This window comes from Sphingobacterium hotanense, assembly GCF_008274825.1.
GTDB lineage: Bacteria > Bacteroidota > Bacteroidia > Sphingobacteriales > Sphingobacteriaceae > Sphingobacterium > Sphingobacterium hotanense.
Genome location: NZ_CP030848.1, coordinates 2,005,428 through 2,025,280 on the forward strand (window position 1 = coordinate 2,005,428; position 19,853 = coordinate 2,025,280).

14 protein-coding genes and 2 tRNA genes are annotated in these 19,853 nt (G+C 41.2%); 6 read left to right on the plus strand and 10 right to left on the minus strand.

The genetic code is table 11. The annotated features are described in order from the left end of the window. Positions 1 to 3: 3 nt before the first annotated feature. The 8 genes from DSM08_RS08265 to DSM08_RS08300 form a co-directional block, all read right to left on the minus strand. The gene (locus tag DSM08_RS08265; protein WP_187774012.1) at positions 4 to 1,347 is read right to left on the minus strand and encodes a M60 family metallopeptidase; all 1,344 of its coding nucleotides are present in this window, start codon (positions 1,345 to 1,347) and stop codon (positions 4 to 6) included. A 13-nt stretch (positions 1,348 to 1,360) separates the two neighbouring features. Then, positions 1,361 to 2,953 carry a PKD-like family lipoprotein gene (locus DSM08_RS08270; protein WP_187774013.1) on the minus strand — a complete coding sequence of 531 codons (1,593 nt, stop codon included), beginning with the start codon at positions 2,951 to 2,953 and terminating at the stop codon, positions 1,361 to 1,363. 14 nt (positions 2,954 to 2,967) lie between these two features. Continuing rightward, positions 2,968 to 3,771: a DUF4843 domain-containing protein gene (locus DSM08_RS08275; protein ID WP_187774014.1), complete on the minus strand. Its 804-nt coding sequence runs from the start codon at positions 3,769 to 3,771 to the stop codon at positions 2,968 to 2,970. Between the two features lie 14 nt (positions 3,772 to 3,785). Beyond that, entirely contained in the window at positions 3,786 to 5,189 is a 1,404-nt protein-coding gene (locus DSM08_RS08280) for a RagB/SusD family nutrient uptake outer membrane protein (protein ID WP_149525721.1), read from the minus strand. A 3-nt stretch (positions 5,190 to 5,192) separates the two neighbouring features. Then, positions 5,193 to 8,588 carry a SusC/RagA family TonB-linked outer membrane protein gene (locus DSM08_RS08285; protein ID WP_149525722.1) on the minus strand — a complete coding sequence of 1,132 codons (3,396 nt, stop codon included), beginning with the start codon at positions 8,586 to 8,588 and terminating at the stop codon, positions 5,193 to 5,195. Positions 8,589 to 8,609: 21 nt separating this feature from the next. Further along, on the minus strand, positions 8,610 to 9,734 hold the full coding sequence (locus DSM08_RS08290; protein WP_149525723.1) for a FecR family protein: 1,125 nt from the start codon (positions 9,732 to 9,734) through the stop codon (positions 8,610 to 8,612). Between the two features lie 73 nt (positions 9,735 to 9,807). Beyond that, entirely contained in the window at positions 9,808 to 10,005 is a 198-nt protein-coding gene (locus DSM08_RS19420; protein ID WP_394344165.1) for a sigma-70 family RNA polymerase sigma factor, read from the minus strand. 3 nt (positions 10,006 to 10,008) lie between these two features. Then, on the minus strand, positions 10,009 to 10,377 hold the full coding sequence (locus tag DSM08_RS08300; RefSeq protein ID WP_149525725.1) for an RNA polymerase sigma factor: 369 nt from the start codon (positions 10,375 to 10,377) through the stop codon (positions 10,009 to 10,011). A 242-nt stretch (positions 10,378 to 10,619) separates the two neighbouring features. Here DSM08_RS08300 and DSM08_RS08305 point away from each other — a divergent pair. The 3 genes from DSM08_RS08305 (at position 10,620) to DSM08_RS08315 (ending at position 12,230) form a co-directional block, all read left to right on the plus strand. Next, positions 10,620 to 10,692: transfer RNA gene (locus tag DSM08_RS08305), tRNA-Thr, on the plus strand. Positions 10,693 to 10,900: 208 nt separating this feature from the next. Further along, entirely contained in the window at positions 10,901 to 11,266 is a 366-nt protein-coding gene (locus DSM08_RS08310; RefSeq protein WP_149525245.1) for an ISAon1 family transposase N-terminal region protein, read from the plus strand. Between the two features lie 28 nt (positions 11,267 to 11,294). After that, positions 11,295 to 12,230: an ISAon1 family transposase gene (locus DSM08_RS08315; RefSeq protein ID WP_223110920.1), complete on the plus strand. Its 936-nt coding sequence runs from the start codon at positions 11,295 to 11,297 to the stop codon at positions 12,228 to 12,230. A 75-nt stretch (positions 12,231 to 12,305) separates the two neighbouring features. Here DSM08_RS08315 and DSM08_RS08320 read toward each other — a convergent pair. Further along, a tRNA-Ser gene (locus DSM08_RS08320) sits at positions 12,306 to 12,392 on the minus strand. A gap of 114 nt (positions 12,393 to 12,506) precedes the next feature. After that, the gene (locus tag DSM08_RS08325) at positions 12,507 to 14,636 is read right to left on the minus strand and encodes an HD family phosphohydrolase (protein ID WP_149527679.1); all 2,130 of its coding nucleotides are present in this window, start codon (positions 14,634 to 14,636) and stop codon (positions 12,507 to 12,509) included. Positions 14,637 to 14,762: 126 nt separating this feature from the next. On the opposite strand from DSM08_RS08325, the gene rpe reads away from it, so the two are divergent. The 3 genes from rpe (at position 14,763) to DSM08_RS08340 (ending at position 19,792) form a co-directional block, all read left to right on the plus strand. Further along, the gene (gene rpe / locus DSM08_RS08330) at positions 14,763 to 15,443 is read left to right on the plus strand and encodes a ribulose-phosphate 3-epimerase (protein ID WP_149525727.1); all 681 of its coding nucleotides are present in this window, start codon (positions 14,763 to 14,765) and stop codon (positions 15,441 to 15,443) included. A 149-nt stretch (positions 15,444 to 15,592) separates the two neighbouring features. Continuing rightward, positions 15,593 to 17,860, plus strand: coding sequence for an aconitate hydratase (locus DSM08_RS08335; protein ID WP_149525728.1), 2,268 nt, complete (start codon positions 15,593 to 15,595; stop codon positions 17,858 to 17,860). A gap of 204 nt (positions 17,861 to 18,064) precedes the next feature. After that, on the plus strand, positions 18,065 to 19,792 hold the full coding sequence (locus tag DSM08_RS08340; protein ID WP_149525729.1) for a M14 family zinc carboxypeptidase: 1,728 nt from the start codon (positions 18,065 to 18,067) through the stop codon (positions 19,790 to 19,792). Positions 19,793 to 19,853: the final 61 nt, after the last annotated feature.

A 19,853-nucleotide genomic window follows, 5' to 3' on the forward strand; every position in this document is an offset into this window, starting at 1 on the left:
GCCTTAATCTTGAAGTTTTGTTAAATCTGAAGTAGGAATAGGCAGCCCTAAAGCAGTAATTTTTGGATAAACGGTCGATACACCGGTCATTCCCCATTTTTGGAAGAAATTCGTTAAGTTTCTGCCACTTATTTCGCATGCTCTCAACATAAAAAACTCCTTCTTCTGCAGATCAGTTGCTCCATTCGCCAATTTCTTTTCCCGTGTTTCCTTGTGCAACTGCGTGTAGAAATCAGATCCAAATGCAAGCCACAGTTGTCTGAACATCGCTAATTTGACAAATGGGTCTTCAATTCCGTCGAAGTTTTTACTTGGGGTAGGTAATGCCAGATAGCTAACCACCGACGGCCAGGTACCTCTAGCTTTTAATTCAGGTTCGCGACCTAGCTTTTCCTGTACGTAAAGACTATAAAGGTTCACCGTTACTTCCATCAGATCCGTCCATAGGTAGGATGCTTGCTGATGATGGTGGCCTATCTCATGCCATGGCCCCCAAGAATTGATATCTTTCGGTTTGACAAGCATGTGGGCCGCAAAGCTCGCGTTATAGAAGGTTCCATAGTGGAATGCAGCCATATAATATTCCGGGTTGTTTGACTCGGTCATTAAATGGTTGTGTAGATTTCTCGTGTGCAATGCTGATGAATTATCTAGACCTGCAAAATCTTCTTCCCATTCCCAAATGTTGTTCGCAGTTTTTAATAACAGTTCCTGATCCTCAGCAATATTGTCTAACGCTGTTCGTCTGCTAACCACAATAATCATCTTGCCGCCAAATAGCACCGCGTCCGGGCTGCTTGTATAGCTATTCAACATCCCTTTCCAATCTTCTTTACTTGTTTTTCCGGCGCGGTAAAATGGAGCGGGTTTAACACCGGATACAAATTTCACAATGGATTCATTTTTATCTAGCTCGCCATTATAGCGGATGTAGACTAGTCCCGATTTTTCAACTTTGATGCTATTGTTCCCTGGCGTCAATGTATAAGTTTTAACATCGGCATCCGGGTTGGCAGTTCTGTTGTAAGTTCCAATAATCAATACCGGGTAGTAATCACCACTCAATCTTTTTAGATTCACTACCAGATCGCTGCCTTCTTCCGCGAACCATCCTGTCGGAATGAAATCGCTGCTTGTGAAGTTCTGATTCAATCGAATCCGCTCTGCCTCGGCCGATGTTATGCTTTTTAGTTGGAAAGCACTATCTAGGGGATAAGGAAGCGGGGTTGGAGGCGGAGCCGGCGCAGGGAACTCATCGTCATCCTCAGGGATAATCCTATCGAAGGAACTATCCTTACAGGAAATTAGCGCTAAAAGAAATAAAAAATATATAAAGTTCTTTTTCATGATCATATCATTTTTAATAACCAGTCGGAAATTCAACACATGCCACATCTTGGACTTTACCTAAGCCCGAGAAACTGTAATAAGTCGTGTATTCCATATTAAATTGTGGCGCTTCAAAGAAGTCTACCTGTCCGGATGTTTTAGGATTGGTAGGATCATAGGTCGCTACGATAAGGGCTTTGATAACCGGTAGAAAACGGCGTCCAGCTTTATCCACTTGTGCAGGATTAATTGCAGTAGTGTAAGTCACGTAGTTTCCTTTATTATGCGTTAACATAGTTATCTCGCGATTGCCAAAGTCTTTCATCAATTTGGTCTCTTTGGTGTCAACATCATATTGGTAGAGCTTTCCTCCAACAGCATATTGAAGGTATCCGTAAATCTGATCGATTTCAAAGTGTTTTGCTTGTGCAATACCCGGTAGGGAAGAAATATCATCAAGATATCTCGCTTCAAACGTCGTGATATTATTAGTCGTCCTTGCAAGATGAAATTTTCCATCTTTGGTCAATACCGCATAGGCGGATCCATTATTGATGTTGGTGCTGCCCATCCAAACCAAGTCCATTCCGACTGCGTTTGGATTGAAAGCAGCGCCAGCCATCGATAAGGATCCGGTTAGCGCGGTGTTGTTAGCAGTGCATCTTAAAAAGCGTTGATTCTTTTTGTCATACACTAAAGCAACATTCCCAGTAATTTGCATTCTGTTCACAGCAATAAACGGAGCAAGTTCAACCAGTTCACCATTCAAAAGATTGGCGGGATTACCGAAGTTGATGTTTGCGATGTTTACACGTTTGTGCAAAACACCGTTGTACATTCCGTATCCCTGACTGGTTGCAATCGGATATATTCTGTCTAGGCGCGGCAATTCCATATTGTTCAGGGTCTCGAAGCTGAAGTTGAATCGCTCGCTCCATTGAAACCCTGCAGTGACGTTAATTTTCTCCGTTTTCTTGTCTGTTCCTACATAAAGCAAGTATCTGTTTGTTCCTGTTGCTGCTGTTGTATTTGCCCATCCTTCGATAAACTTTGGTTTACCTTCCAGTGTAAGTTGTGCTCCCGTTTCTGAATCGATAAAGTAAGAGGCAAAGTCTCTATATTCTTTCGGGTGACTATTTGTTTCTAAATCATACTCAAAGTAGTCTAATTGCGAATTGTTGTCAACCTCCGATAAAACTGCCCAACCGCCTTTGATCGATCCTGTAACCTCAATCTCAAATTTCCCGGTCCAAAGAATGCCTGTTGACTTTTCCTTTACGCGGTAGTACAAAGTGTATTTTCCGAGACTTAACGCCAATGGAATATCAAAGTTTTTACCCGTATGCAAAAGCTTTCTGGCCGTGCTAAGCTGCACTTCACCATGATTGAAGCTAATCCATTCGAAGCTGTAGTTTTCTTCTTTAAAATTCGGGTCTTTGGAGAATTCTAAAGTAGGGTTGATATTGGGCGTACTTCCGAACTCGATTAAATAATGGTCTTCAATTCCATTAATTTCGACCGAGTTGATGTCTTTGTAATCGTAATTACCTTTGTCTTTTGTGCAGGCAATCATGACAAGTGCACAAAGGACATATATGCTATATTTTAAATATCTTAACTTCATGGTTTTGTTGAACATTAGTTTGGAATTGTAATAGGGTCTCCGTTTCCATCAACATGAATGCGACCTGCCTCTTTTTCTTTCAGTAACCAGTATTTGAAATAGTTTTTCCAATAGGTCATTGTGCTAATTCCGAAAGCAGTATTTGGATTTACGGTAGGGTCGGTAAATAGCTCGACATCCAGATCAAATATTTCCAATAATAAGTTGAACTTCTCTTTAGAATATTTCCCTAATGCCGGTTCAAAACGTGAGCTATATTGAATCCACGCATATGGCGCACCGAAGATATCATCAACGACTAAGCTAAAATCTAAAACAGAAGTAGCTTTGGTTTTTGCGATATTAAATTGCTCTCTGAAGTAGGTGTTAAAGTCTGCGGACTTCACAAGTTTCATTCGCAATTCCAAGGGTTCCGTCTGCAGATCTGCCGTGCGAATCAATTTAATGGACACGCTTGACTTGATAGAATCGGCTGGTACAAACAGTTTATCATTTTCCAATACAAAGTGGGTTCCCTCTTTTAATGTTGAATTGGGGTCGAATTTAATCGAGAATTCCCGATCCGTACTTTGTGGAATACCCGTGATCCGAACAGGAATGTCTATCGTTTTTTCTTTTACTTCTAATTGTTCAAAAGCAAAGGAAAATTTATGCTGTGTCGTAGGCACGGATTGATTGGCAGTAGCATAGGGTGTATAGAAGTAAATGCTGCTTCCCGTTGCTTCTTGGTCATATAGGTCGAGCTTATCTTCGTTACAAGCCGATAATGCGAGGAGAAAAAGACTCGCAAAGAATAGTTTTATTTTTAAAGTATTCATTTTCATGTGTCTTTTTAGCGGTTATCAGTTTCGTTTAATGGAAGAGGAACTACCCATGCATTGGATGGGATCGCCGAGGTCTTGTCCCCATTTGGAGAAACAATTGCCGAAATTCTATTGCGCTTATAATAATACCATACTTGACCCTCACCATAGAATTCTTTGAGATATTCCTTGTAGATTTCATTGCTGATCTGAGATGCTGAAGCTAAAGAACTAAGGCCGCGTTGGTTTCTGATTTTATTAAGAAATACCAATCCATCCGCAGTGTTAGGTGCGGTCTCGGCAGCAATGTAGAATAGTTCACTTTTGCGAATCAATGGAATCGTGAAGCGCTGTCTATAGTTTCCATCCTTATTGGTAATGTCCGCGAATTTGAAAAAAGTAGGATAGGCTACGCCGTAAGAAGGAATCTTCCACTGCGTTTCAAATCGATAGTCATTGCTGGACTTTTCATAAATGTTTTCAATAAACGTTGCAGATCCCGATGAAAGGATAGACTTAGGCTCTAATTCGAATGAAAAGTATTTATCGTAGTTTAAATATAAACGATCATTGCAAACTCCGAATAGCATCTCATTCACAAATATCCTATCTGGATTCCTAGGGTTCTTCGCTTGATCGATCGTCACCCAAGTAAAGTTGTCGGTCAAAGCGATGGTTTCATTAGCTAGCTTAAATGCCTCCTCCTTATTATTTCTCCATAATAGCGCTCTTGTTTTCAAAGCCATAGCCGCTACATAATTAAATCGAAAATTATTATAGTTGTTATAGCCTACTTCAGCGGAATTATCGTCTTTTAGGTAATCCAACGCTTGATTGATATCTTTCAATATCAAATTCATCGCTTGATTTGCCGGAAGTATCGTTTCGATTTCAGGACTCAATTGTGTATAGTATGGAATCGCATTTTTCGTAGAATCTACACTATTGTAAACCGGGCCGAACAAACGGAGTAAATCAAGATGTACATAGGCTCGAATTGCTAATGCTTCGCCTTTTAGACGTGTTCTTTTTGCATCTGGTAAAACTGTAGTACCTTGTTTGTCAAGTGCTGCAAGCAGATTGTTTGCATTGCCGATACTCGTATAGGCCTGGCTCCAGATATTGGAGAATGACTCGAGCGAATAGGTTGCATTGTAGTTCCAAGTACATAGGCTCATGTAAGGTGAGCTTGATTCCAATACATGGAAGCGGTTTGCTAAAAGCTCTACCGTTGTTAGGGTCATTTTATCACCGTATAGGTTGTCTTTTGCCAAACCCAAATAAAGTCCATTCATCGCTTCGTCGAAGCCTACTTCGGTTTCAAAGATCTGATCTTCGGTAAAGCGATCTTCTGGCGCTACTTCCAGCCATTTGCTACAAGACGTTGTGCAGAATAGGATGGATGCTAATATATAGATTGAAATTCTTTTCATGGCTTATTTAATATTTGCTGTTAAACTCAAGGAGAATGAACGTGTATAAGGATAGTCTATACCTCGCTCACGCTTAACCGTAGAGAAATAGCCTATATCGTTCATGTATCCCGTTATTTTTAAATTGCTCATGCGGATTTTGTTCAACCAGCTGGTGTTTCTGATGTCGTAACCCAAGCTAATGGATTCGATTGCCAACCTGTTTTCCTGTTGCACAAATCTTGATGACATAGGCGTAGATTCCGGGTGGCTATCTAGATCGCTGTATTCACCACCTAAGTCAATCAAATTGATGCGTTTGTAAGAGCTGACGTCGCCAACTTGCTTCCAACGATCATAAAGCGCGCGCTTATCCTGATTGGAATTTAAAAGCTGCTGCATGCTGATATTCTCCACCTTGTTGTATAGAGCCGAGTTAAACACATCTTGATTATACAGATAGCGGACAATGACATTTGCCGAGAAGCCCTTATAAACTAAGTTTGAGGTGAATACCCCCTGTAATTTAGGTCTGCTATTTCCAACGACTACAGCATCATTATAATCGTATTGAAAGCTATATGTTCCATCTTTCTTCATGAACAATTCGTTTCCGGTGGCAGGATCAATCCCTAAGGAAGGAACGGTCCAAATGTCTGCCGGATCGCCGCCATCTCTATATTGGATAAGCGATTTGCTCTGTCTCAGATTGCTGTTCATACTTTCAAGAATGCTATTGAAATCATTATACTCTTGTTTGTATGTCGATCCCATTAAGCCTATCGTCCAAATGATACGGTCTTGTAATTTGTAAATAGGGGCATACTTTGCATATACTTCGACACCGTCTACCGTCAGGTTACCAGCATTAATCGGATAACGTGATAAAGAAGTTGAGGATGGAAGTGCGACTGCCACAACAAGAGGATCGGTGAATTTTCTATAGGCATTCACATATCCTGACAATCGGCTATTCCATGCTGCGAAATCTAATCCTAATGAGATGGTCTCGGTATTCTGCCATTTTAGTTTCTTATTCCCTAAGGAGCTAACGTTGACACCCTGACCCCAGAAGTTATAGCCAGATTCGTAATCATAGGTTGTGATCGACGTATAGCTCGTGAAGTTTTGATTTCCGGTGCGACCGTAGTTACCGCGAAGTCGCAATAAGTTGATAGCGGGCGCGACGTCATTAAAAAACTGTTCTTTGTGAAGGTTCCAGGATAAACCACCCGAGAAAAATGGCGAATAGAGATTATCTACGCCGAAGGCGGTAGAACCGTCGTAGGAAAATGTAAAGTCGGCGTTGTATTTATTATCATACGAGTAGTTGAACGTACTGATCAGGGAATTCCGGCGCTCAACGATTGCTGAAGATTGCGGTCTGGAGTTTTCAAGATAGCCGTAAGCATATCTCGCTGCTCCCGTACTAAACGTAGGGAACCCGACAGCGATAAATCCTGCAGAATTAGCATTCGAGTTGAATACCTCTGCATGAACCTGTCCGTTTAAGCTGTGTTTTCCAGCGAAAACCTTATGGTAAACCACACTTGCATTTGCTGTATAGTTCAAGCGGCTCATTTCGGAATTCGTTAAACGACCTTTTTCAAGCACGTTGATCAAACGATATTGCGTGTGTCTTGGCGATATAAATACATTGTGCTCGGTATCGTCTTTATAGATCTGTAGGGCACCGTTAAGCGTCCAATTACTGTTGATATCCCAGCGTATCTTTGTATTGTTTGTTATCGCGTAGTTTTTGGTACGGTCAAAGCTCCCGATTTCGGAAAGATAAAGCGGGTTGCTAATGTATTCCACTTCGCTGCTGTAACCGCTTGACACGATCGCTAAATAGGGCTGCGAGCTGGGTGCTTTTTCGTAGTAGGGATTGGTATTGACCCAGTTGCTGAAGCTTCCATAATTTGATTCTTGGGCGCTGTAGCCATTAATATAAAGCATATTGCTTGCACGGAAGTTCTTATGTCGGAAATCAACGTTTAAGCGTGTTCCCCAGGTATCTCTCGAAGAACCTTTCATCGCCCCGTTATTCTTGCGGTAATCTCCTCCGATACCATAAGTAAGCGATCCGTCGCCACCGTTGACCATAAGCGAGTTGCGTTGCGATACGGCGGTTTGCACAGGATCGCTTAGCCAATAGGAATCAACCCCTCTCGCAATGTTCTTTAGTCGTTCGGCGTAAAGCGCATCTAATTCGATTTGCGTTTCGTATTTATCACGGCGCGGGTGGATGGTGTAGCGCCCGGATAGTCTTTCAAATTCAACCTTTTCGGCAGCATTCATCATATTGTAGCTGCGAAGATCGGGGGCATCTATGTTGATGTCTGTACTGTAATTGATTAATAGTTCGCCGGGTTTTGGCGCTATTGTTTCAATAACAATAACTCCGTTGGATGCACGTGAACCATAAATAGCGGTAGAGGCAGCATCCTTAAGGATCGTTACTGAGGCGATGCGGTTGATGTCCATATCGGTAATGGTTCTCAAGGTCGTCGGGAAGCCATCTAAAATGAATAAGGGCTGATTGGGATCTTCCGAGAACTCGTCTCTCAATGCATCCGTAGCAATACTCGTTTGTCCACGAAGTTCGATGGTTGCTAATGCATTTGGGTTAGAACCTGCTAAGTTATTCTCCATGGATAGGAAAGAAGGATCTAATGCTTTTAGCGATTGAATAACATTGGTATTCCCAACCTGCTTAAGCTCCTCGGTATTGAATGAAGCACTTGCTCCGGTAAAGGTTTCTTTTTTACGAGCAGAAATACCCGTCACAACGACCTCTTCCACACGATTGTCGGTTGATTCTAGAACGACGCGAACCGTGCTTCCTTGCACCCTGATGACTCTAGTTTCATACCCGACATTGGATACTTCAATCTCTTGGTTTTGGATGTTTCCAGGAAACGTAAAGCTACCATCGCTGTTTGTGGAAGTTGCTTTTTTACGGTCGGAAATCAGTCGGATAGACGCTCCTGATATCGGATTACCCTGCGCATCGACAACTACCCCTTTGGTCGATTGCTGCTGTTGGTTTCTCTCGTTTGTAGTCGTCTTCTTTTTGGGAAGAATACTAATGGTTTTGTTTTTGATCTGATAGTCAAGCGGCAGATTCTGTAATACGGATTCGACAGCCTTATCTACAGGCACATCTTTCAGTTCGATGGATATTCTCGGATATTGATTGATCATATCTGCATCGAAGAATAAGTCATAGCCCGACTGATGTCGGATTTGGAAAAGTGCCTGTTGCAGCGACATCGTTTTCCGAGGGATCGTAATTTGTCCCGACACTAAACTACTGCTCAGCAGCAGTGCTGCAAGAATGGTAGTTCGTCCCATCTTCAATCCTCCTTTGTTCAAGGAGAACTCACCCCTAAAGAGTGTTTTTAGAGAGATTTTCATAATTAGTTATAAAAAATAGGGTTAAAAGTTTGATACGTATATTGTTTTGGCGTTTATTCTAAAATTTAAGTTTTGAGAGGAACTCATGATGTTTAGAATCTCCTGAAGGGATTTGTTCTTGGCTATTGCTCCGGTGAATCGTTTCTTTTCGATGTCGTTGTCAATTTTGAATTTCACATCATACCAACGTTCGAGTTCTACGCAGATTTCGGCGAGGTCGGCATTGATAAAAATGAAGTCGTTATTGATCCAAGCAAGACTGCTTTCATCGTATTCACGCTTAATAAGTCCGGATGCGTTGAGCGTTGCTTCTTGTCCTGGTGATAAAATAAGCGAATGATTGGCTTTTAAGGCCCTAACTTCAACTTTACCTTCGACCAAGGATGTGCGGCTTTCGGCTTCGCCGGCATAGTTTTTAACGACGAATTTGGTTCCTAAAACTTTAACTGCCTGTTGTTTTGAGTTGACGATAAAGCTGCTGTGATTGGCAGTTTTCTTGATTTCGAAATATCCTTCACCTTCCAGATACACCTCACGTTTATCCTGTTGGAATCGGGTCGGAAAACGTAGTGAGGAAGCGGCGTTCAAAGTAACTTTGCTGCCATCAGCCAGTAGGATAGAAGAGATTGTTCCCTTCGGAGTCGTTAATGTATTATATGCTATTGGAGCATCGCTATTATTGATTTCTTCTTGTTGGTATAATAAATTCCCTTGCTCGTCAACACGAATGCTTAAGCCTTCGCTTGTTGTAATATCTTGCTTTGTATTCGGATTGATAACAATGGTTTTTCCGTCTGCCAATTTCAATTCGACCTGATCTTTAGCCGGCATAATGCTAGCGACTTCAGAAAGGGGGAGGGTCTTTGGATTTTGATTGATATAGATGGCTATCGCAATAGCATAGGCTAATACTGCGGCTGCTGCGACCTTCCAATAATTGTTGAAAGCAAAGACTTTTGGTTTTCGCTGTAGTTCTTTGCTCAAGTCTTTTCGAATTTGCTGTTTATGAAGATTTAAAGTTGCTTGATCAACTTCTTGTTCATCTTCGGATACAGCGTACCAGAACTCGACAGCTCGTTTCTCTTCATCAGAACATTGCCCACTGAGGTATTTGTCGATAAGTATTTTAAAATCGTGTTCGGTCATGTTAATGGTTTATCAGTACTGCATTATCAGGCAGTATATAGATAAGACGACTTAGTATAGTGTGAGTTGTAGATTAAAAGAGAAAAAAATGCGTATAGGGGTGAAGTTTTTTTCTTAAAATCTTTAATGCGTTGTGTATCTGTGTTTTAACTGTTTTTTCGGAGATGGCTAATTGATCGGCAATCTCCTGGTAACTCAAGTCTTGTTTGCGGCTCAGCTCAAATACCTGCCGCATCTTTGCAGGTAGGCTGTCTACCGCTTCCGAGATTATCGTTTATATTTGTTTTTCGCGGATGCGGAAATCTGTCGACTCCACGAGCTTGTAAGTATGTAGAAACGATTGATAGTACGTGTCGACTATTTTGTTGTGCTTAATTAAGTCGAGAACCTTATTGCGCGCAGTGATATACAAGTATCCTCTAATATTTGTGATGTGGGTCAGTGAGTCTCGGTTTTCCCAGAGCTTCAGAAATACATCGTGTGTGAGGTCTTTAGTAAGTTCGTAGTCCTTGGTTTTGTTGTAGATATGAATATATATATCCTCAAAAAAACGATCATATAGCAGATCGTAGGCAGCATGATTGCCTTCGCTAATCCTATGGATTAGCTCGATATCGTCTATATGTTGATCGTTCGTATTCATATCAAATTTAAGCCACCATCAAAAACTTTTGAAAGTTTGCTCATAGGTCGATGTGTAATCAATAAGCTGTAAATGAGTAGTGACAAATATAAAAAAAGCTTTTACTGAATATAAATGATTTGGGGAAATTTGCCAAAAAAGTTCTCCTTGAAAATCAGTGCGTTAATGGTGTTTTAATGAAAAGTCGGCATTTTTCTTTGCAAAAAAGGTTAAAATTCTGATATTTGCATCACCAAAAACAAGCCTCCTTAGCTCAGCTGGTAGAGCAACTGACTTGTAATCAGTAGGTCATTGGTTCGATTCCGATAGGAGGCTCAGAAAAGGGTAAAGAAAAAGCTCATCGAAAGATGAGCTTTTTTCGTTTTTTATGGGGGTATCCTTTTTATTATGAACGTGTCTGTTTTCAAAGGCCATCAAGAACTTTCATCCCTGTGGTTTTTTAATTGAAATATAAGGGATCATGTACAAAAGTTGTGGAGGGGATAAAAAATAATTAGATATTTGTGCTTTGATATTTATACAGATGCACGAATCTTTCAACGCGTTAATGCCCTTAATTATTCCCGAAGGAGTTTCCGATTATTTTGAGATGACCCACTATTCCAAAGAAGAAAAAAGACTGGATATCTTTCTGGAGGAAGTCAATACTACACCTGAAGAATATCAAGGCCAGAAGTTGATTTCCAAGGGGTTTTTCGAACCCGTTACCCTTCAAGATTTTCCTATCCGTGGCATGCAGGTCTATCTTCATGTCAAGCGCCGCAGGTGGCTCAACCAGGATACCGATAAAGTAGTCTACAGAAATTGGGAACTAGTAGCCAAAGGGACGCGCATCACACAGGATTTCGCAGCTTTTTTAAAAGGTATCAGCGGACAACCAGGCTCATAGCATTCAGACCATCAGTTCATTCTATGGGATATCAGCCAGTAAACTAAGGAGATACTACCGCAATAAACTGAGCGGTTTCCAGGATTGGGAGCATCGCGAAAATGCGCGAGATGGATTGATCTTCCCACAGAATGTCAGCGGCCATCTTTCTATTGACGAGACCTGCCTATCCCATGGCGAGCTCTATACCGTTGTCACCAATAAAGAAGCACGGGGCAAAAAAGGGACCATTGTAGCCATACTGAACGGGACAAAATCAGAGAACATTATCCCGATCCTTCAAAAGATTCCACAGAGATTACGAAATAAAGTTCAAGAGATAACGCTTGATTTAGCCGGTAATATGGGATTGATAGCCAAAAGATGCTTTCCCAATGCTGTTCAGGTAATAGACCGTTTCCATGTTCAGCAACTTGCTGCCGAAGCGCTTCAGGAAATAAGGATAAAGCACCGCTGGCAGGCCATTGACGATGAAAATCAGGCAATTGACCAAGCACGAAAGAATAAGGAAACCTATTTTCCGGAAGTCCTATCCAACAGTGAAACCATCAAACAGTTACTTGCAAGAAGCCGATACCTGCTTTATAAAAGTGAACATAAATGGACTTTGGAGCAAAGAGAAAGGGCTGCTGTACTCTTTGAGCGATATCCTGATATTGAAAAGGCGTACAGGCTATCCCAAGAACTCTCTTGGATATTCAACACCACCATAGATAAGATCTACGCCTTTACAAGGTTGGCAAAATGGGCGGATAAAGTGGAACAGGCCGGCTTCAAGTCATTCAACACCGTCTCCAGAACCATAAATATCCATCACAAAAAAATATTGAACTACTTCGACAACAAGAGTACAAATGCTTCAGCAGAATCTTTCAATGCAAAACTCAAAGCTTTCAGAAGTCAGTTTAGAGGTGTAGGTGACATCAATTTCTTCCTGTTCAGATTGACCAAATTATTTGCGTAATCCACAGGTTTTGAAACTGATCCGAAAAGTGCATAAAAAAAAGAGCAACTTTTTACAGTTGCTCTTATGTCTTTGCGGAGAGGGCGGGATTCGAACCCGCGGTACCGTTTCCAGTACGACAGTTTAGCAAACTGTTCCTTTCGGCCACTCAGGCACCTCTCCGGGTTTTGACAGTGCAAACATAAAGCAAAATTTTCACTCTACAAAGCTGTTATCGCTAATTTTTAACAATTTTTTCATACGAAATGACAACCTGCTGAATGTCAATTCCTTTTTTTAGCTGTCTTTTTTCTTGCTTAGATCGTAATCTATACGTACATGATAAATACTCTTCAGCATAGACTTGAAAATCTTAGATACTTCGGTAATATCACGCATAGTAATATCCGCATTTGCAAACTGGCGCTGCATTAGCTTATGATCGATAATCTTGTCGACAAGGTTATTGATAGACTCTTCTGTAGGCTCTTTTAACGCGCGGGAAGAGGCTTCAACCGAGTCGGCCATCATCAATACTGCAGTCTCTTTGGAGAATGGTACTGGACCAGGGTATTTGAATATGGACTCATCGATAACCTTATCTGGATTGTCTTTTACGGCTAGGTTGTAGAAGTAGTCAACTTTAGTCGTTCCGTGGTGCGTACGGATAAAATCAATCACTACCTCCGGCATCTGATGCTTTCTCGCCATCTCGATCCCTTTCAGGACGTGCGAGATAATAATCTGTGCACTTTGTTCCGGCGTCAGCTCTTCATGTGGGTTATCATTCGTTTTCTGATTTTCGATAAAATAAAGCGGGTTGATCATCTTCCCGATATCATGATATAAAGCACCGGCACGAACTAAAAGAGGGTTGCCACCGATCTTATAGATTGCTGCTTCAGCAAGGTTTGCCACCTGCAATGAGTGTTGAAAGGTGCCTGGAGCTTTCAGGGATAGCTCGCGCAATAAGCGGGAATTACTATTGGTTAATTCCATCAAAGTCAAATCAGACACGATGCCGAATAACTTCTCAAATGCATAGATCAGGGGATAGGCTAGAAGCGTTAATCCGACACTGACAGCAAACGGTAATATATCTTGCCAGTAAATGGTCGAGAAGGAGCCGTTACGCGTCAGCACTAATCCGATATAAGCAAGTATATAGGTCGCCAAGATAATCACACTGGACACGAGGAATTGCTCTCTTTTTACAAGCGTTTTAATGCTATAGATGGCCACCATTCCGGAGGTGAACTGCAGGAACACGAAGTCGAAACTGTTTGGTACAAATAGGCCGGCTACCAAAACCATCAGGATATGGATATTGAGGGCGATACGAGTATCGAACAACAATCTAAAGATGATCGGCACACTACAATAAGGAATGTAGTATAGGCTCGGGATCTTCATCTTGATAGCCCAGCTCAGTACGCCTAGCATAACAAGGATAACAATGAAGATAATGAATAGCAGACGATTGTTGTTGAAGATATCTCTACGGAAGTAGAATAGGAATACCATCAATAGGGTCATCGCTAAGGATATCAGGATAAAATGGCCAAACATTACGAGATTCTGCTCGCCGGATATTCGTGACTCATCCTCAAATACTTTGCGCAATGACTCCAGTTTTTGGTATGCTTCGTTATTGATGATCTTTCCTTGTTCGGCAATCAACTCATCTTTTTGAACCATACCCCGCGTCGTCGATATATTCGCTAGGGCATTCTGTTCGATTTTGTTGGTTTGGCTTTCATTAAACACGAAGTTAATAGTGACATAACTCTTTAAAACTTCGGCAAACCAGGATTTATGTTCAATTAGGTTGTTCTTCTCTAAAGCTTCGCGCAGGTACTTATTTGCAGATTCTATAGTAAAACAATCGACGGTATTCTTTTGCTGAGCGACATTATCATGAACCAAGACGAAGTTGTACTGCATGGCTGTCGCATCATTCTTAACCGAGTCATTTCCTTTGACTTGGAATCGGTTATTTAAGGAAATGATTCCGCGATTGTATATATAGTTGAGGAGAGCAGTGCCGACCTCTCTATACTTTGAAATATCGGTTCCGGAGGAGTCGAGCTGGCTAGACTGCCATTTCTCATTTAGATCGGTATTGAACTGATCGATCTGTTCCTTGCTAGCAACGTCGTTAAGATTGTAGATAGGCTGTACCGTACGGAGAATATACTGTTTATCGCGGGCAAGTTCTTCCGGTGTCTTAAGGATGGCAAAGTTATAAGGGGAAGTGAGATTTTCGTGATTCCATGGTTTTCCCTTCTCGTATTCATATTGGAAACGGGGTTGTTTCGGTAGGAATATACAGATTAATATAATCGTAATTACTACCATCCCATATTTCCATAGGGTTGAGTTTTGCTGCAATTTGTCTTTCGGGTAGTTAATCTTTAGTTTCGCCACGTTCTTATAGTCTTCCTTATCAAACAAATGTAATTATTTTCGTGCAAATGCCCCTTATTTCTGAAAAGTATGGGGATGTTCGTCATTAGCGATTATTACTTGCTATCTTTGCAAAAAAATTATGACATGTCTGCAAAACAACATTTAATCGCCCCATCAATTCTAGCGGCTGACTTTGCTAAACTTTATGATGATATCCAAATGGTAAACAACAGCGAAGCTGATTGGTTCCACATTGATATTATGGATGGTGTATTTGTTCCTAACATCTCTTTTGGCTTTCCGGTAATGCAAGCAATTGCTAAGCATGCAAAGAAACCTATGGATGTTCACTTGATGATTGTTGACCCGGATCGCTATTTGAAAGCATGTAAAGATAATGGTGCAGCGATAATTACGGTACATTATGAAGCTTGTACGCATTTACACCGTACGCTAGCAGCTATAAAAGAATTGGGATGTAAAGCGGGCGTTGCTTTAAATCCGCATACACCGGTTTCCTTATTAAAGGATGTTATTCAGGATATCGATTTAGTTTGTCTGATGTCGGTTAACCCAGGTTTTGGTGGTCAGAAATTTATTGAGCGCACTTACTCCAAGATTAAAGAACTTCGCGCTTTAGCTTTGCAAGAAGGTACAGACTTGATTATCGAGATCGACGGGGGAGTAGGAACAGGAAATGCAGGTAAATTATTAGCAGCAGGTGCTGATGTTTTGGTAGCCGGAAGTTTCGTTTTTAATTCTGAGAATCCTCTTCAAACGGTGAAGGAATTAAAGGAAGTAGACCCTACAATTCAGCTGGTTTAACACTTGTTTAGAATATTTCCAAATTGCAGCAAGGTGGCACAAATGCAACTTTAACTTGGTTTTTTTTGTATTTTTGTTCTTGTTGGCGTAAGTAAATATTTATTCCAATAGAATTAGTTAAAAGTAAATCATATTTAAACAAATAATACATGGCTTTTGATATAGACATGATCAAAAAAGTTTATTCACAGTATGATGAGCGTATTAATGCAGCTCGTCAGGTCGTGAATAAGCCTTTGACATTAGCAGAGAAAATTTTGTATGCGCACCTTTGGGATGGTACCGCTACGGAAGCTTACGAGAGAGGTAAGTCTTATGTTGATTTCGCACCGGATCGCGTTGCGATGCAGGATGCTACGGCACAGATGGCTTTATTGCAATTTATGCAAGCAGGTCGTCCGAAGGCTGCAGTTCCATCAACAGTTCACTGTGACCACTTGATTCAAGCTCGTGATGGTGCAGACCAGGATTTAACACGTGCGAAGCAAGAAAGTTCAGAAGTGTTCAACTTCTTAAGTTCTGTATCTAATAAATATGGTATTGGTTTCTGGAAACCAGGAGCAGGTATTATTCACCAAGTAGTGTTGGAGAACTATGCTTTCCCAGGTGGTATGATGATCGGTACGGACTCACACACAGTAAACGCAGGTGGCTTAGGAATGGTTGCTATCGGTGTTGGTGGTGCTGATGCTTGTGATGTAATGGCAGGTTTACCATGGGAGCTTAAATTCCCTAAATTAATCGGTGTTAAATTAACAGGTAAATTATCAGGATGGGCAGCTCCTAAAGATGTAATCTTGAAAGTTGCTGGTATCTTAACTGTAAAAGGTGGTACTGGTGCTATCGTTGAATACTTCGGCGAAGGTGCTGAATCATTATCATGTACTGGTAAAGGTACAATCTGTAACATGGGTGCTGAAATTGGTGCAACGACATCAACTTTCGGATATGATGCTTCTATGGAGCGTTACTTACGTGCGACAGACCGTGAAGAAGTTGCTGATGCAGCAAATGCTATCAAACACCATTTAACAGCTGATGCGGAAGTATATGCTAACCCTGAGCAATACTTCGATCAATTAATTGAAATTAACCTTTCTGAGTTAGAGCCATCGTTGAATGGTCCTTTCACTCCAGATTTATATACTCCAATCTCTCGTATGCGTGAGGAAGCTGGTAAAAACGGCTGGCCTACAAAAGTAGAGTGGGGATTAATCGGGTCTTGTACTAACTCTTCTTACGAAGACCTTTCGCGTGCTGCTTCTATTGCGAAACAAGCGATCGAAAAAGGATTAGTAACGAAAGCAGAATTTGGTATCAACCCAGGTTCTGAGCAAGTACGCTTCACTGCAGATCGCGATGGTTTATTGAAAACTTTCGAAGATCTAAACGCAACGATCTTTACTAATGCATGTGGTCCATGTATCGGTATGTGGGATCGTGCTGGTGCAGACAAGCAAGAGAAAAACACGATTGTACACTCGTTCAACCGTAACTTCGCAAAACGCGCTGACGGTAACCCGAATACATTTGCATTTGTAACTTCTCCTGAAATGGTAGCAGCTATCGCTATCTCAGGTGACTTAGGATTTAACCCGGTTACAGATACATTAACAAACAAAAACGGAGAGCAAGTAAAATTAGATCCTCCTACTGGTGATGAATTACCAGAAAAAGGATTCGCAGTCGATGATCCAGGATATCAAGCTCCAGCTGAAGATGGTTCATCGGTTACTGTTGATGTTTCTCCAACTTCAGATCGTTTGCAGTTGTTAGAGCCATTCGCAGCATGGGAAGGTACGGATCTTAAAGGCTTGAAATTATTGATCAAAGCTAAAGGTAAATGTACAACTGACCACATTTCTATGGCAGGTCCTTGGTTGAAATACCGTGGTCACCTAGATAATATCTCTAACAACATGTTAATCGGTGCAGTAAACTACTTCAACGATAAAACAGATAACGTTAAGAACCAGTTAACAGGCGAGTATGGTGCAGTTCCTGCAACCCAACGTGCTTATAAGGCTGCTAATATCGGATCTATTGTTGTTGGTGATGAAAACTATGGTGAAGGTTCTTCTCGTGAGCACGCGGCAATGGAGCCTCGTCACTTAGGCGTTCGCGCGGTATTAGTGAAATCATTTGCTCGTATCCACGAAACGAACTTGAAGAAACAAGGTATGTTAGGATTAACATTCGCAAACAAAGAAGATTACGATAAAATCCAAGAAGATGATATCATTGATATCAATGGATTAACTGAGTTTGCTCCGAATAAACCATTAACGTTGGTATTGCACCATGCTGATGGTACATCGGAAGAAATCTTAGCAAACCATACTTACAACGAACAACAAATCGGTTGGTTTAAAGCTGGTGGTGCATTGAATATTATTCGTGCAAACCAAGCTAAATAATAGCCCAACAGTTTAAATCTTAGCAATAAGATGAAAATATTAAAGCCGCTCATTTCCGAGCGGCTTTTTCTATTTAGTAGTTTTCCGAAGTGAGCTTAGCTAATCCAATAGCTTAGCAGTGATGAAGCATATCATTGTTCTTTTCTATTCATATTTCGGTAGCTTTGTCGGAGGATTCTAATCCCTATTACATTTCGCAAAACCATGAAAGCAATTACTACGATACTGAGCATTATTTCTATACTTACTCTAAATGATGTATCCGGTCAACAAATTCCCTTTGAAAAAGATCCTGAACGTAATACGACCGTCACGTATGAGGAACTTCGGAGTTATTATCAAGATCTTCTCAAGGATGAGAAGCAAGCGAAGATTATGGATTTAGGAAAGACCGATGTAGGGAAGCCGCTTCAGCTGATCGTCCTATCGAAGGATGGCGATTTCGATCCGCAAAGCATTAAGGCGAAAGGTAAGGCCGTACTTTTTATGAATAATGGAATACATCCCGGCGAACCGGAAGGCATTGACGCGAGTATGATGTTCGTAAGGGATTTGCTAACGCAAAACAAGCTCTCCTCGGATGTCGTTATCTGTCTGATACCGGTTTATAATATTGCTGGGATGCTCAATAGGGGAACAACGAGAGCGAATCAGAACGGTCCGAACGCCTACGGTTTTCGCGGTAGTAGTCAGAATTACGATTTAAATAGAGATTTCATTAAGGCTGATACCAGGAATGCGATGCTGTTTAATGAGGTATTCAGTACTTGGGATCCTGATGTATTCTTCGATACGCATACTAGCAACGGCGCCGACTATCAGCACATTATGACCCTGATTGCGACACATCCAGATAAGTTACATCCCAAGCTAAGCAGCTACATGAAAGAGCGCTTTACAAAGCCGCTATATCGTGAGATGGACAAGAAAGGATATCCCATGGTTCCCTATGTTGACTCGAAAGGCGAGACTCCCCAATCCGGACTGGTATCATTTCTTGACGGTCCGCGTTATTCAACCGGCTATGCAGCATTACATCATACTATTGGCTATATGCCCGAAACACATATGTGGAAACCCTATAAGGATCGTGTAGAATCAACTTACGCATTGATGGAGATCTTGCATGAAAACCTAAAGAGAGAGGCAAAGCATATCGTAAAACTTCGACAGGAAATAAAGGAGGAACTAGTACATCAAAAGCAATTTGTAAATCGTTGGGAACTGGATACTACAAAGGTAGAGCAGATTCCCTTCTTGGGATTTCAAAGCGGACACCAGACTAGCAGGGTTAGCGGGCAGCAGCGCTTGTATTACGATCGTAAGAAGCCGTATAGTCAGAATATTCCACATTATTATAGATATCAGGAGACATTGAGGATTGATAAGCCCAAAGCGTATATCGTTCCGCAGGCCTATGAAAAGGTAATTCAATTATTGAAAGCTAATAGAGTCGATATGCAGCAATTGAAGCGGGATACGATCATAGATGCCGAAATGTATTATATATCCGATTATAGAACATCTAATAGGCCCTATGAGGGACATTACCCCCATACTGATGTTGAGTTGGAAGTTGTAAAAAGAAAACAAGCGTATTTTGAAGGAGATTGGGTCATTCCGACCAATCAGCAAGCCATTCGTTATATCATCGAAACTTTAGAGCCGCAGGCTACAGACTCTTTCTTCAACTGGAACTTTTTTGATGCTGTTCTTTCTCAGAAGGAGTATTTCTCGGCGTATATCTTCGAGGATTATGCTGCGGAGATGCTTGAAAAAGATAAGGATTTGAAGAAATCCTTTGAGGAGGCGAAGATTAACGACGAGAAGCTACGGACAAGTGGGACAGCCCAATTGCAATGGCTTTATCAGCGTAGTCCATTTTACGAAAAAACCTTTAAACTGTATCCCATAGCAAGACTTGTGAACTAATATTTTTCTGCTGACATACCCTTGTCAAATCTGCTACTAATTTTGGCTATATCATTAATCA